This window comes from Luteibacter sp. 9133 (genome assembly GCF_000800155.1).
In the GTDB taxonomy this organism is placed as follows: Bacteria; Pseudomonadota; Gammaproteobacteria; order Xanthomonadales; family Rhodanobacteraceae; genus Luteibacter; species Luteibacter mycovicinus.
Genome location: NZ_JUHO01000001.1, coordinates 3,285,947 through 3,300,457, shown reverse-complemented (window position 1 = coordinate 3,300,457; position 14,511 = coordinate 3,285,947). Strand labels below are relative to the sequence as shown.

Below are 14,511 nucleotides of genomic sequence, written 5' to 3'. Positions count from 1 at the left end.
GTGCCGCGTCAGTCCTGGCCGGCAAACCACAAGTCTAGCCTGTCCGGGCCCCGGCGGGCTTTTGCAGGACCATCAGATATGTCAGTTCAGTTCAGCCTCGGTTCCAGCGCTCCCGAATCGACCGCCACCCCGGTCGCGGTCGTCGGTGTCTACGAGAACGGTGTCCTGACCAGCGCCGCGGCGCGGATCGACACCGCCGGTCAGGGCGCCATCAAACGCCTGGTCGAGGCTGGCGACATCACCGGCAAGGTCGGCAACCTTGTCACGCTGCTGCACCCGGCCGGTGTCGCCGCCGCCCGCGTGCTGGTGGTGGGCCTGGGCGCCCAGAAGACGTTCGACGCCGCCCGCTACCAGCGCGTCACCCTGGAAGCCGCCCGCGCCGTCGGTCGCCTGCCGGTCACCGAGGCCACCAGCTGGCTGCCCGAAATCGACGTGCCGGGTCGCGACGCCGCCTGGCGCGTCCGTGTCGCCGCCCTGGCCACCGACCATGCCGCCTACCGCTATACCGCCACCGTCAAGCCGCGCGACAAGGCGCTGCCGGAGCTCGGCACGGTGAACCTGGTCGGCCCGGCCGATGGCGAGACCGGCCTGGCCGAAGCCCGCGCGATCGCCGAAGGCGTTCGCTACGCCAAGGAACTGGCCAACCTGCCGCCCAACATCTGCAACCCGGTCTACATCGCGGATCAGGCGAGGGCGTTTGCCGAGGCTCATGAAGGCGTCACCTTCGAGGCCCTCGACCGCGCCGACATGGAACGGGAAGGCTTCGGCTCGCTGCTGGCCGTTGCCCGCGGCTCGGCCAATCAGCCGCGCCTGATCATCCTGCAGTGGAACGGCGGCAAGGACGGCGACAAGCCGTATGCCTTCGTCGGCAAGGGCATCACCTTCGACACCGGTGGTATCAGTCTCAAGCCGGGTCCGGGCATGGAAGAAATGAAGTTCGACATGGGCGGCGCCGCCGGCGTGCTCGGCGCCTTCGTCGCCGCGGTGAAGCTCAAGCTCGCGGTCAACCTCGTCTGCGTCGTCCCGGCCGTCGAAAACATGCCGGACGGTGACAGCTATCGCCCGGGCGACGTGCTGACCAGCCTCGCCGGCATCACCATCGAAGTGCTCAACACGGATGCCGAGGGTCGCCTGATCCTCTGCGACGCGTTGACCTACACCGGCAAGCGCTTCGACCCGCATACCATGATCGATGCCGCCACCCTCACCGGCGCCTGCGTCGTCGCGCTGGGCAAGCATGCCAGCGGCCTGATGACCAAGGACGAGTCGCTCTCGGCCGAGCTGCTCGCCGCGGGTGAGTCCACCCTCGACCGCGCCTGGCGCCTGCCGCTCTGGGACGATTACCAGAGCCAGCTCGAGTCGGGCTTCGCCGACGTGGCGAACATCGGCGGCAAGTACGCCGGTGCGATCACGGCGGGCTGCTTCCTGGCGCGCTTCACCGAAGGCCGTCGCTGGGCGCACCTCGACATCGCCGGCACCGCGTGGGACGAAGGCCGCAAGGGCATGGCCACCGGCCGTCCCGTGCCGCTGCTGACCCAGTGGCTGCTCGACCGCGTCGCGTCGGCCGGCTGATCCCGCGACGATGCCGCGCGCCGACTTCTACCTGATCGACAAGCCGCGCTTCCGCGAGGATCCCCTGCTGCTGGTCTGCGAACTCGCCAAGCGCGCGTTCGGCGCCCAGCAGCCGACCCTGATCCTCACGCGGGACTTCGAACAGGCCGAGGCGATCGACGAATACCTCTGGGCTTTCGACGAGGATGCCTTCATCCCCCATCAGCTCGCGGGGGATGACGACGACGCCAACACGGCGGTTCTGATCGTGCCGCCGGGCGTCGAGGCCGCGGACCGGCCGATGGTGATCAACCTGCGCGATGTCTGCGCCCCGGGGCACTTCGACCGCGTGCTGGAAGTCGTGGCGGCGGATCCCGCCGAGCGCGAGGGGTCACGGGCGCGGTGGTCGGAATACAAGAAAGCCGGGTTTGAAGTGAACAAACACGACATGTAAAAGAAGAAACCCGCCGGATGGCGGGTTTTTTTATCGGTGACGTCTCATGTAGGAGCGCGCCCCGCGCGCGAAAAGCCTACAAGGCGGTAATGGGGCGCCCCCTCATCGGGGTGCCGCTTCATCGCTTCGTTGGCTTTTCGCGCGCAGGGCGCGCTCCTACAAAGCTGGGCGCTACGCGCCCAGCTTTTTCGCCTGCTCCCGCATCGCATCCGCCTGGCGCGTCCAGTCAGCAATGCGCTGGCGCTCCTGCTCGACCACTTCAGCCGGTGCGTTGGCGACGAAGTTGGCGTTGCTCAGCTTGCCTTCGCATTTGCGCACTTCACCCTCGATGCGGGCGATTTCCTTCGCGAGGCGTGCCTTCTCGGCGCCGACGTCGATCAGCCCCTCCAGCGGAATCAACGCTCGCATGCCACCGATCACGGCGGCAGCGGCGGCAGGCTCTTCGCCTTCGACCCACACCGGCGTTTCGACGCGGCCGAGGAACGCGATCTGCGCGGCGAACTTGGCCGCACGTGCACGATCGGCCGCGTCGCCGTCGGCGAACAGCAGCGGAATGACTTTGCCCGGCGCGATGTTCATCTCGGCGCGGATACGACGCACGCCGGTCAGCACGTCCTTGACCCATTCGATCTCGGCGGTCGCGGCGTCGTCGCCTTCGACGTCCGCGGCTTCCGGGTAGGGGCGCAGCATGATCGTTTCGCCGTCGATGCCAAGCAGCGGGCGCACGTTCTGCCAGATCTCTTCGGTGACGAAGGGAATCAGCGGATGCAGCGCACGCAGCAGCGTCTCCAGGACGTGCACCAGGGTGTAGCGGGTGGATGCGATGGCGGCTTCGTCGTTGCCGTTCAATGCGGGCTTGGACAACTCGAGGAACCAGTCGCAGAACTCGTTCCAGGTGAACTCGTACAGCGCCTGCGAAGCGAGGTCGAAGCGATAGGCCGCGAGCTGTTCCTTGACCGTGCCCAGCGTGTCGCGCAGGCGGGTGAGGATCCAGCGTTCGGCTTCGGTCGTGGGCTTGACCGGTGCGATGCGCGCTTCTTCACCGAGGTTCATCAGCACGAAGCGCGACGCGTTCCAGAGTTTGTTGACGAAGGCCTTGTAGCCGCCGGCACGCTCCAGGTCGAACTTGATGTCACGACCGTGCGTCGCCAGCGAGGCGAAGGTGAAGCGCAGCGCGTCCGCACCGAACGCGGGAATGCCGTCGCCGAATTCCTTGCGCGTCGACTTCTCGATCTTCTCCGCCATCTTCGGCTGCATCAGGCCGCGCGTGCGCTTGGCCAGCAGGTCGTCGAGGCTGATGCCGTCGATGATGTCGAGCGGGTCGAGTACGTTGCCCTTGGACTTGGACATCTTCTGGCCGTCCTTGTCGCGGATCAGGCCCGTGACGTAGACGTCCTTGAACGGGACTTCGCCCGTGAAGTGGTCGGTCAGCATGATCATGCGGGCGACCCAGAAGAAGATGATGTCGAAGCCGGTGACCAGCACGCTCGACGGCAGGTAACGGTCGAAACCGAGCTCGGCCTGGCGCTCCGGGTTCGGCCACCCCAGCGTGGAGTGGCTCCAGAGGCCGGACGAGAACCAGGTTTCCAGCACGTCGTCGTCGCGGCGCAGTGCACCCTCGTAGCCCTGCGCAACCGCCTTGGCGGCGGCCTCGGCCTCGTCGCGTGCGACGATCACGCTGCCGTTGTCGGTGTACCACGCCGGGATGCGATGGCCCCAGGTCAGCTGGCGGCTGATGCACCAGTCCTGGATGTTGCCGAGCCAGTGGCGGTACGTGCTGATCCAGTTTTCGGGCACGAACTTCACGTGGCCGTGCTCGACCAGTTCGAGGCCGCGCGCCGCCAGGGTGTCCATCTTCACGAACCACTGCCACGTGAGATATGGCTCGATGACCTGGCCGCTGCGATCGCCGCGCGGCACCTGCAGCTTGTGCTTCTTCGTCTCGACCAGCAGCTCGGCCGCTTCGAGATCGGCGAGCACCGCCTTGCGCGCGACATAGCGGTCCAGTCCGCGGTACTTCTCCGGCGCGGCGTCGTTGATCTTCGCTTCGTCGGTGAGGATGTTGATCATCGGCAGGTTGTGGCGCAGGCCGATGGCATAGTCGTTGAAGTCGTGCGCCGGGGTGATCTTCACGCAACCGGTGCCGAAGTCCTTCTCGACGTAGTCGTCGGCGATGATCGGAATCTGCCGGTCGGACAGCGGCAGGTCGAGCATCCTGCCGATGAGATGCGCGTAGCGCTCGTCTTCCGGATGCACGGCCACGGCCACGTCGCCCAGCATCGTCTCCGGACGTGTGGTGGCGACGATCAGTTCACCCGAGCCGTCGGACAGCGGGTAGCGGATCGACCACATCGAACCGTCTTCTTCCTCGCTGACCACTTCGAGGTCGGAAATCGCGGTCTTCAGCACCGGATCCCAGTTGACCAGCTTCTGGCCACGGTAGATCAGGCCTTCCTCCGACAGGCGGACGAAGGTCTCGATCACGGCCTCGGACATGCCCTCGTCCATGGTGAAACGTTCGCGCGACCAGTCGCCTGACACGCCCAGGCGGCGCATCTGGCGGCCGATGATGTCGCCGGATTCCGCCTTCCACTCCCAGATGCGGGCGATGAACGACTCACGGTCGAAATCGGCGCGCTGCTTGCCTTCGGCATTGAGCTGGCGGGTGACCACCATCTCGGTGGCGATGCCCGCATGGTCGGTACCCAGCTGCCACAGCGTGTCGAAGCCACGCATGCGGTGGTAGCGCACCAGCGTGTCCATGATGGTGTGCTGGAAGGCATGGCCCATGTGCAGGGTGCCCGTGACGTTGGGCGGCGGCAGCATGATCGTGTACGGCGTGCCCTTGCCCGACGGCTTGAAATAGCCGTTGGCCTCCCACTGGGCGTACCACTTCGACTCGATCTGGCTGGGCTCGAAACTCTTGTCCATGCGTGGGCTCTCGGATCGCGCCGTGAAGGGGCGCTCTTTGGAAGACGAAAAGACGGCCATTGTAGGCGATACTTGCCGGATGACTGAACCTGAAGTGGCCGCGATCCTCGGCGCCGAAGGGCCTTTCGCCCGTGAAGTACCGGGATTCGCCCCGCGCGAGGCCCAGCAGCGCATGGCGGAGGCCGTGGCCGAAGCCATCGCCGAGCGCGACATCCTGATCGCCGAGGCCGGCACCGGCACCGGCAAAACGTTCGCTTACCTCGTTCCCGCCTTGATGTCGGGGCGCAAGGTGATCGTTTCCACCGGCACCAAGGCGCTGCAGGATCAGCTGTTCTTCCGCGATCTGCCGCGCGTGCACGCCGTGCTGGGCAGCCGGGCCAGAACCAGCCTGCTGAAGGGCCGGGCCAACTATCTGTGCCTGTACCGGCTCGACCAGTCCGTCCGCGAGGGCAACCCGGACCGGCAGCTGGCCTCCCAGCTCTCGGCGATCCGTGCCTGGTCGGCCCGCACCCGCCGTGGCGATCGTATGGAGATGGTCGATATCCCGGAAGATTCGCCGGTCTGGCCGCGGGTCACCTCCACGCCGGAAAACTGCCTTGGCGCGGAGTGTGCGTTCTTCGACGACTGCCATGTGGTGAAAGCCCGCCGCGATGCGATGGAAGCCGACATTGTGGTGGTCAACCATCACCTGCTGATGGCCGATCTGGCGCTGAAGCAGGAAGGCTTCGGTGAAATCCTGCCCGGTGCCGACGCCTTCATTCTCGACGAGGCGCACCAGATCCCCGAACTGGCCGGCCAGTTCTTTTCGCAAAGCGTCAGCGCACGGCAGATGACCGACCTGGCCCACGACGCGCTGGCCGAAGCGCAGGGGGTCACCGGTGCGACCAGTCAGCTGCTGGAACCGGTCGAGGTGGTGCAGGACCTGGTCAGGAGGCTGCGCCTTGCCATGGACTCGTTGCCGCCGAAGGGGCCTTTCGGCGCCCTGGATCGCGACAGCACCGTCCACGATCTGTTGACCGAATTGCGCGATGTCATGGCCGCGCTGTCCGATCTGCTCGGTTCGCTGGGGGAGCGCTCGCGCGGTCTGGCCAATGCTTTCGAACGCGCGCAGATGCTTAGCCTGCGTCTCGACCGCATCGCGGAGGAACATTCGGCCAGCGACGTGCGCTGGTACGAAACATTCCCGCGTGGCTTCGCGTTGCACGCGACGCCGCTGGACCTCGCTTCGCCGCTGCGCGCCATGCGCATGGCCACGGATGCCGCGTGGATCCACACCTCGGCCACGCTGTCGATCGCGGGCGACTTCGGTCATTTCGCCCGCCAGCTGGGTATCGAGGATCCGCAGACCCTGCACGTCGAGAGTCCCTTCGATTACAAGCGCCAGGCGCTGGCCTATCTGCCGAAGGATCTGCCGGATCCCTCCGCGCGTGACTTCACCGACAAGGTGATCGCGGCGATCCGTCCCGTACTGGACGCGTCGGACGGCCGCGCGTTCCTGTTGTTCACCTCGCACCGCGCCCTGCGGCGTGCCGCCGAGTTGCTGGAAGGGCGCGTGCCCTGGCCGCTGTTCGTGCAAGGCAGCGCGCCGCGCCATCGCCTGCTGGAAGAATTCCGCGCCAGCGGTCGTGGCGTATTGCTCGGCGCGGCAAGCTTCTGGGAAGGCGTGGACGTGGCCGGCGAAGCATTGAGTGTCGTCGTCATCGACAAGCTGCCGTTCGCGATGCCGGACGATCCCGTCCTGCAGGCGCGACTCGAGGCGCTCGAGGAAGCGGGCATCAATCCTTTCATGGGCTGGCAGGTGCCGACGGCGGTGATCGCGCTGAAGCAGGGCGCGGGGCGGTTGATCCGCGACGTGAACGATCGAGGCGTTCTGGTGCTTTGCGATCCGCGCCTCAGCACGAAGGGCTACGGCCGACTTTTCCTCGCCAGCTTGCCGCCGATGCCGCGTACGCGTGAGCTGTCGGATGTGACGGCATTTTTCGCTCAGGGCGAATTGGCCGGTCATCCCTGACCGGCCCCGCTTCGCGGCCTTGTCCAGTCGAAGCCCTCGCCTGCGGCTACCGGCCCCGAGTGTCACCCCCGCCGTCTCTTTGGTGTACCGAGGTGGGTTGGTGGTCGAGCGGGGTGTGGCTTCTTCGCTTCGTTGGCTTTTCGCGCGCAGGGCGCGCTCCTACAGGCCGCCATGTATCCCCCCATTGCGGTCGCCGTGCGGTAGGAGCGAACCCTGTTCGCGAACCCTCAGCCTCACTAAGGCGAACGAGGCCATGCACCCCAGGCAAGCGACCGGTCCCAGCCAACGACGCGACACCACACGCCGCGACAAAACAAAGGCGAGGGCGCAAGCCGAGCCCGCGACGGCCAGCCCCAACACCCCGCGCAGTATTTCGCCAGAACTCGCCCCGTCGAAGCCACACGCCAGACGGTGGGTCACCTCACGCGGAGCCCACCATCGCCCTCACTATCGACGAGGGAGACCCCCGATGTTCCGCTGGACTCAGACGATTACCGCCAAGGTGCTTGGCATCGGGCTACTGGCCCTGCTCATGTTGATCCCACTGACCCAGGCCGACGGCCTCGTGCGCGAGCGGCAGTCGATGCGCGACACCGCGTCGGCACGCGTCGCCGATGGATGGGGCGGTGAGCAGACTATCGGCGGCCTCGTGCTCGCCGTTCCCACGCGCAGCGAAACCCACGACGCGGACGGCAAGCTGGTCGCCAGCCATGACGGCACCGAAATCGTACTGGCGGACGACCAGAGCACTGTCGCCGACCTCAGCGTCGAAAAGCGCCGGTTCGGCATGTACGAGGTACCGGTGTACACCGGCGACGTCACGTTGCGCGGTCGTATCCTGCCCGAAGACATCCGTCGTTTCGCCGCGGACAGCGGTTCGACCTGGTTTCCCGGCAAAGCGGAACTGCGTCTGCTGATCGCCGATACGCGCGGCCTGCAACACATCACCTCGGTCACGGTCGACGGCAAGCCCGTGCGCCTGGCGTCGTCGACGGCACGCATGGGGCCGTACACGGTGTTGTCCACACCCATCGCCGTCGACCCGGCCCGCGACACGCCGCTGGACTATGTGATGACCCTGCGCATTGCGGGCACCGAATCGTTTTCCGCGTTGCCGCTGGCCCGCAACAACAGCGTGCGGGTCCGTTCGCCGTGGCCCGATCCGAGCTTTACCGGCGCCCTGCTACCGGGAACGCGCAGCGTGACCGCGAAGGGCTTCGACGCTTCGTGGCAGGTGCTGGATCTCAATCGGGCCTACGGGCAGCACTGGCGTGCCGACGACAAGGATGTCGAGGGGCGGCTCGAGTCGTCGGCGTTCGGCGTGAAGCTTTACCAGCCTGGCGGGGTATACCAGCAGAACGACCGTGCCGGTAAATACGGTCTGCTGTTCATCGCGCTGACCTTCGTCGCCTTCTTCCTGTTCGAAGTACTCAAGGGCCTGCGCCTGCATCCCGTGCAGTACCTGCTGGTGGGCGCCGCCATGACGAGCTTTTACGTCCTGCTGCTGGCTCTTTCCGAGCAGATCGGCTTCGGGCCGGCCTATGCAGTCGCGGCGGGCGCGGTGGTGTCGATCGTGGGCGGTTACGCCGTGGCGGCGCTGCGCGCCCGACGGGCCGGGTTCACCCTCGGCGGCGTCCTCGCGCTGGTTTACGCCATACTGTACGGCCTGATCGGCGCCGAGCAGTACGCGCTGCTGATCGGCGCGGTCGTGCTCGTGGCGGTAGTCGGGCTGCTGATGTACCTGACCCGCCGGATCGACTGGTACGCCCAGGGAACACCGTTCAACCCCACGCCGGATACGCCATGAACTTCCTCGCCATCGAAACCTCCACGGAAGCCTGCTCGGTCGCCCTCGTCCACGGCGACGAGGTGATCGAGCGCAGCGAGATCGCGCCGCGCAGGCATGCGGAACTCGTTCTGCCGATGGCCGACGAGCTGCTCGCCGAAGCGGGCCTGAAGCGCGAGGCGCTCGATGGCATCGCCGTCGGCCGTGGCCCCGGTGCGTTCACCGGGGTGCGCCTGGGCGTATCGCTGGCACAGGGCATGGCGATGGCGCTGGATGTTCCAGTCGTCACCGTGTCGTCGTTGCAGGCGCTCGCACTGGAAGCGCCGGAAGACGATGCGGCCATTCTGTCTGTCATCGACGCGCGCATGGGCGAAATTTATGTCGCGGCGTGGCGTCGCGAGAACGATGGCAGCGTGAGCCTGATGGATCGTGAGCGTGTGGACACGGCGGCCGCGCTGGTGTTGCCTGACGCATCCGCATGGCACGTCGTCGGTACGGGCTGGGCGACATACGAAGCCGTGCTGCGCGAGCGGATCAAGGCACCGGTCCGCTCGGCGGACGGTGCGCTGTTCCCGCAGGCGCGGCATGTCGCGGAAGTCGCGGCGCGCATGTTCCGTGACGGTCAGGCCGTCGCGCCGGAGCTGGCCTTGCCGGTCTATCTGCGGGACAAGGTGGCGCTGACCCTGGTGGAGCAGGGGCGGGCCTGAGGCTCGCCGGATCGTCAGCGCGAAACGATCACCGCCTCGATCACCGCACACACGTGCTCGAAGCACGCGTCGTCCAGCCACAGACTGTTGGTGATCGTCAGCGTGCGCGCGGCGAAATCGCGCGCGTTCGGTACATCGTCGCCGCCCGGCATGGCCTCGAGGTATTCGTAGTCGGGCAGGGCGTGGACGAACATGCGCGCCACGCCATGCCGCGATGACCACAGGCGTTTCAGCACCGCGTCGCGCATGGCTTCGTCGGGCAAACGAAGCATCAGATAGGGCCACGTTCCGCCCTCGTCGGTGAAGACGTGGACGCCGGGAATCGATGCCAGCGCGGGCACACGTGCGGCGGCCTGCGCGCGCGTGGCCTCGATAAACCCGGACAAACGTCCGAACGCGCGCGCCCCCACTGCGCGCCTCCATCGCCCCACGCGGTGCAACGGAAAGTCAGCGCTGAAATCCTCGCCCGCCGCACCGATCAGGTCGCCGCGCCGCAGCGCGCGCCGCAGCGAATTGCCGTAGGCGAAGCCAAGCCCCGACGGTCGGTACAACGCCGCGTAGCCCGCGAGTTCGAGCGAGCGACGGATTTCCCACCCCGGATGCCAGCGCACCACGCGGTGCGAGGCGCGGCGGAAGCGCTCGCGCCAGACGTCGTCCTGGGCCACCAGCAGACCGCCCTCGAAGATCGACAGGCCCTTGCCTGCCGCGAGACTGTAGAAACCGATGTCGCCAAGGGTTCCTGCAAAGCGACCGTCGATGCGCGCACCGAGTGCCTGCGCCGCGTCTTCGATGGTCAGCGCGCCAGCGGAATGCGCGATGGCATTCGCGCTGGCGACATCGGCGGTTCGCCCGCCCAGATGAGTCGGTACGACCGCCAGTGTCTGCGGACCGCAGGCGTCTTCGAGTCGTTGCGGATCCATGTCGAAGCTGCCAGGCAGCAGATCCACCAGTCGCGGCACGAGTCCGGCGCGGCGGATGGCCAGCGGCACCAGCGGGCAGGTAAAGGCGGGGATGGCGACTTCGCGCCGCGAGCGGGCGTACTCGGAGAGCGCCGTCAGCGCGACGGTCAGCGCGGCGGTGCCGGAACACTCCAGCTGCGTTTCTTCCACACCGAGCCACGACGCGGCGAGCGCGGTGAGCGGCGCGCGGACATCGCCACCCAGGTCGGCGATGCCCAGCGGCAGGCCGGCGGTGGGCGGCGATTCGGGCTCAGGCCGGAACCACATCGCTCACCGTCTCATCGCCGCGTTCGGCGAAGGCGAGGCAGACGATGCCGGCGACGATCGCGGCGGCACCGAGTATCTGGGTGAGCGTCACCGGCTCGGCGAAGACCCACCAGGAAAGCAGCATCACGCTCACCACTTCGAGATGGGAGGCGGCGAAGGCGGGACCGATGGGTGCATGCTTGAGCAGGCTCATCCAGGTGAGGAAGGCGCCGATGTAACCGACGATGGCGCCGTAGATCCATGGATGCGAAAACACGCGCGCCAGCCACGCCGTGCTCATTTCCACCGGCAGCGCATGCGTGCCGGCGATCTTGAAGCAGACGAGGTTGAGCGTGTCGAACGCGAGCAGCAGACCGAAGCCGATGAGATAGAAACGCTTCACGAGCCGGCTCCCACGATGGCGACGCCCGCGGCGACGAGCAGGATGCCGGTGACGCGCAGCGGGCTGAGGCGTTCCCTGAACAGGAAACGCCCGGCGATCATGATCGCCACGATATTGATCGAACCGAGCAGCACGCCTTCGGACAGCGGCACCAGCGACAGGAAGGCGATCCAGACCAGAAACTCGGCGACATAACAGCCGATGCCGGTCCAGATCCAGGGCCGCGCCAGCATGTACTTCCAGCGGGCGAGGCCATCGCCTGCACGCTCATCACCGGCGGCGGCTTTGAACGCAAGCTGGCCGCCCGTGTCGAGCACGACATTGGCGATCCACAGCGCGAGCACCAGCCCGTGCATCGATCAGGCCGCCATGCGTGTGGGGCGTGCGTCGCGGGCGATGCGGCCGAAGAAGTCGGCCGTCCGCTCGATCAGCATGCGGCGTTCGCGGTCGATCGTGATCATGTGGTAGCTGTCGCCCAGCAGCAGCATTTCGATCGGGCCGCGTACGCGACGCGCGACCATGTCCGCATTGGCGACGCTGGCCACATCGTCGTCGGTGGCGTGCGCGACGAAGCACGGCGCGACGACATCGGGCAGGCGACGGCGCACGTCGCGCGCCAGCTTCACCATTTCGGCCAGCGCGTGCCACGGGTTGCCAGGCAGGCCGGCCGCGGCGCTGTCCCCGGAGAACATCGCCTGGCTGATCTGCGCGCGCAGCCGCTCGTCGCGGATGCCGAAAGGCGGCTGCTCGATAAAGCTGCGATGACGGCCGATACCGAGACGCTTGAACAGCGGCAGCAGGAACGACAGCTTGCCGGTCCAGCCGATGGACCAGCCGTCATAACGGAAGGTGGCACCGAACACGCCGACGCCGTCGACCCAGCCGGGCTGCACGGCCGCCAGACGCAGCGCGAGTACGGCACCCATGGACAGCCCGGCGACGAACAGGCGATCGACCCGGCCGCGAAGCTCTTCGGCGGCGGATTCGACGCTGGCGTACCAGTCCTCCCACGAGGTGGCGACCAGGTCTTCTTCCGTGCCGCAGTGACCGGCGAGGCGAACACCGACGACCGTGAAGCCGGCGCGGTTGAGTCCCTTGCCGACCATGCGCATCTCGGCCGGCGTACCGGTGAGGCCGTGGATCAGCAGGACGCCGTCGCGACCGCCTTCGAACTGGAATTCCGTCGGGTGGCTCACGCCGGACCTCACTGACTGGTTTCTGAGGGAGGCATGGTGCCGTGGCGTGGTTTCAGCCGGCTTTCTGGCCTGACTGAAGGGGGAAACGCAGTTCCACACGGAGGCCACCGGCCGTTGCATGCAGGAAGGTGACCCGTGCCGCATGCCGTTCGGCGATGCTTTCGACGATGGCCAGGCCGAGACCGGTGCCGTCCTCGTCCACCCCGGGCACGCGAAAGAACCGCTCGCCCAGCTGGGTGAGGAAGACGTCCTCCACGCCGGGACCATCGTCCTCCACGGCCAGTACGGCATCGCCGCCATCGCAGGCGACCGAGACGGTGACGCTGTGACCGCGCCCGGCGTAGTGGAAAGCGTTGTCGATCAGGTTGTCGATGACCTCCTGGACCTGCAGCGCGTCGCCTCGCACGAGGCAGGGCGTCTCCAGTCCTTCGTAGCCAAGGTCCATGCCCAGTCCCAGCGCCTGGTGTACGCGCATGGCGACCGCCTCGGGCACGACGGTCGACAGATCGATCACCGCCATCCCGTCGTGATCCGGAAGGTCGGGCGACTGCGTACGGGTCAGCGCCAGCAGCTGCGCCGAGGTACGGGCGGCGCGGGCGGCGAGGCGGTGCACGTGGCGCAGGGCTTCCTCGCGCTGGCTGGGGTCGGCGATGACCTCGTAGCGCTCGACGTGGAGCTGGATGCCGGCCAGCGGTGTCCGCAACTGGTGCGCGGCATCCGCGATGAAGCGCTCCTGCAGACCCAGCATGTTGCGCATGCGTGCGAAGAGGTCGTCGATGGTGCGAGTCAGCGGCAGGATCTCCACCGGCACGTCTTCCTCGCCGATGGGTCCCAGATCGTGGCCGCGGCGACTCAGTCTCGCCGTCAGCGGCTCGAGCACGCCCAGACCGTGGCTCACGCCGAACCAGACCAGCGAGAGCACGGCGACGATTAGCAGCGCTTCGATCGGCAGGGTGAGCAGCAGGATCTCGCGGGCCCGGGCATGCCGGTCGCGCAGGTTCTCGGCCACCGTGATGGTCAGCACGTCGCCGTCTTCGTGGTGATTGGGCACGCGCATGATCGCGCCGCGCAGCGGGCGATGGCCCAGCGAGGTGTCGTAAAGCAGGGGTGGCGAGTCCGTGGCGACGGGCTCGCCCGGCCCGGCGAGCTCGGCGTTGCCGATCATGCGCCCGTGCCGGTCGCTGACCACCGTGTAGTAGTTGCGACCGTCAGGGTCGTATTCGAGCAGGAAGCGGGCCTGTGCCGTGAGTTCGCCGCGCAGCGCATCGTTGCCGATCATCTCAGACAGCGTCAGCGCCGAGTCGGAGAGATCGGAATCGTGTACGCGGTTGGAATAGGCCAGCGCGGCAAAGTAGACGACCACGGCGTCCAGCAGCAGCACGCCGAGCACCGGGACGAGCAGGAAGGTCAGCAGGCGCCGACGCAGGCTCGGTCGGGCGGAGCGCTGCGCCGCGTGGCGCCGTTCAGGCATCCGCGGCTTCTTCGAGCAGGTAGCCCAGTCCGCGGATGGTGCGGACGTTGGTGCCCGAACCCTGCAACTTGCGGCGCAGGCGGTGCAAGGCGATGTCCAGGCCGTTGTCGGTCAGGTCCTCGTCCCAGTTGCACAGAGCTTCCACCAGCTGCGCGCGGCTGGTCACCTTGTCCGCACGTGAGGCTAGGGCTTCGATCAGGCCGAACTCGCGCGCCGTGAGGTCCAGCGGCGTGTCGTCGATCCAGGCGCGATGGCCGGGGATGTCCAGACGCAGACGACCGATGCGGAATTCCGGCGCACCCTGACTGGTCCGGCGACGGAGCAGGGCGCGGACGCGGGCGTCGAACTCGGCCAGTGCGAACGGTTTCACGAGGTAATCGTCGGCGCCCAGGTCGAGCACGCGCACGCGCTCTTTCAGGCCCTCGCGTGCGGTCACCACGAGCACGGGAAGGCTGGCGCCACGTTTGCGGGCACGCGCCAGCACGTCGCTGCCGTCGAGCAGCGGCAGGCCGAGGTCGAGTACCAGCAGGTCGTAGTCGTGGTCGCGCAACGCGTGGTCGGCGCTGGCACCGTCGGTTACGTGGTCTACAGCGTGGCCACCCTGTTCAAGGGAGGCTCGCACGGCCGCGGCGATGGCGGCGTCGTCTTCGGCTAGGAGGATGCGCATGGTGGACAAGGATACGCTCCGGAGTGGTTCGGGCGCATGTTGTCGCGGCAGGCTTTCGGATCGCTTTCCTGTCCCAATTGCGAACGATTCGCATTGTGGTTTACCATCCCGGGCCGCTATCGGCGTTTC

General features: G+C 67.3%; 12 protein-coding genes. 5 read left to right on the top strand and 7 right to left on the bottom strand.

Translation table 11 applies throughout. The annotated features are described in order from the left end of the window. Positions 1-78: 78 nt before the first annotated feature. Entirely contained in the window at positions 79-1,572 is a 1,494-nt protein-coding gene (locus FA87_RS14385) for a leucyl aminopeptidase (RefSeq protein ID WP_036110969.1), read from the top strand. Positions 1,573-1,582: 10 nt separating this feature from the next. After that, complete coding sequence (locus tag FA87_RS14380; RefSeq protein WP_036110972.1) at positions 1,583-2,005, top strand: DNA polymerase III subunit chi; 423 nt, start codon at positions 1,583-1,585, stop codon at positions 2,003-2,005. A 171-nt stretch (positions 2,006-2,176) separates the two neighbouring features. On the opposite strand, the gene FA87_RS14375 is transcribed toward FA87_RS14380, so the two are convergent. Further along, positions 2,177-4,936 (bottom strand): valine--tRNA ligase, encoded by a 2,760-nt coding sequence (locus FA87_RS14375; protein WP_043695438.1) that lies wholly within the window; start codon positions 4,934-4,936, stop codon positions 2,177-2,179. Between the two features lie 79 nt (positions 4,937-5,015). Between FA87_RS14375 and FA87_RS14370 the strand changes: the two genes are divergently transcribed. The 3 genes from FA87_RS14370 (at position 5,016) to tsaB (ending at position 9,440) form a co-directional block, all read left to right on the top strand. Next, positions 5,016-6,947: an ATP-dependent DNA helicase gene (locus tag FA87_RS14370; protein WP_043695435.1), complete on the top strand. Its 1,932-nt coding sequence runs from the start codon at positions 5,016-5,018 to the stop codon at positions 6,945-6,947. Positions 6,948-7,416: 469 nt separating this feature from the next. Further along, positions 7,417-8,754: a cell envelope integrity protein CreD gene (creD, locus tag FA87_RS14365; protein WP_036110979.1), complete on the top strand. Its 1,338-nt coding sequence runs from the start codon at positions 7,417-7,419 to the stop codon at positions 8,752-8,754. After that, positions 8,751-9,440, top strand: coding sequence for a tRNA (adenosine(37)-N6)-threonylcarbamoyltransferase complex dimerization subunit type 1 TsaB (gene tsaB, locus FA87_RS14360; RefSeq protein WP_043695431.1), 690 nt, complete (start codon positions 8,751-8,753; stop codon positions 9,438-9,440). Before creD ends, tsaB begins: the two co-directional genes overlap by 4 nt. 14 nt (positions 9,441-9,454) lie before the next feature. On the opposite strand, the gene FA87_RS14355 is transcribed toward tsaB, so the two are convergent. From FA87_RS14355 to FA87_RS14330, 6 genes are read right to left on the bottom strand one after another with little or no spacing between them, the layout of a single operon-like run. Continuing rightward, on the bottom strand, positions 9,455-10,666 hold the full coding sequence (locus FA87_RS14355) for a DegT/DnrJ/EryC1/StrS family aminotransferase (RefSeq protein ID WP_043695428.1): 1,212 nt from the start codon (positions 10,664-10,666) through the stop codon (positions 9,455-9,457). After that, a complete protein-coding gene (locus FA87_RS14350; RefSeq protein ID WP_036110988.1) occupies positions 10,650-11,048 on the bottom strand; it encodes an EamA family transporter in 399 nt (132 codons plus the stop codon). The genes FA87_RS14355 and FA87_RS14350 overlap by 17 nt, the downstream gene beginning before the upstream one ends. Beyond that, positions 11,045-11,404, bottom strand: coding sequence for an EamA family transporter (locus tag FA87_RS14345; RefSeq protein WP_043695425.1), 360 nt, complete (start codon positions 11,402-11,404; stop codon positions 11,045-11,047). The genes FA87_RS14350 and FA87_RS14345 overlap by 4 nt, the downstream gene beginning before the upstream one ends. Before the next feature lie 3 nt (positions 11,405-11,407). Beyond that, positions 11,408-12,244 carry an alpha/beta fold hydrolase gene (locus tag FA87_RS14340; RefSeq protein WP_036110995.1) on the bottom strand — a complete coding sequence of 279 codons (837 nt, stop codon included), beginning with the start codon at positions 12,242-12,244 and terminating at the stop codon, positions 11,408-11,410. A gap of 52 nt (positions 12,245-12,296) precedes the next feature. Continuing rightward, a complete protein-coding gene (locus FA87_RS14335; protein WP_052191365.1) occupies positions 12,297-13,715 on the bottom strand; it encodes a sensor histidine kinase in 1,419 nt (472 codons plus the stop codon). After that, positions 13,708-14,382: a response regulator gene (locus FA87_RS14330; protein WP_036110998.1), complete on the bottom strand. Its 675-nt coding sequence runs from the start codon at positions 14,380-14,382 to the stop codon at positions 13,708-13,710. The genes FA87_RS14335 and FA87_RS14330 overlap by 8 nt, the downstream gene beginning before the upstream one ends. Positions 14,383-14,511 lie beyond the last annotated feature (129 nt).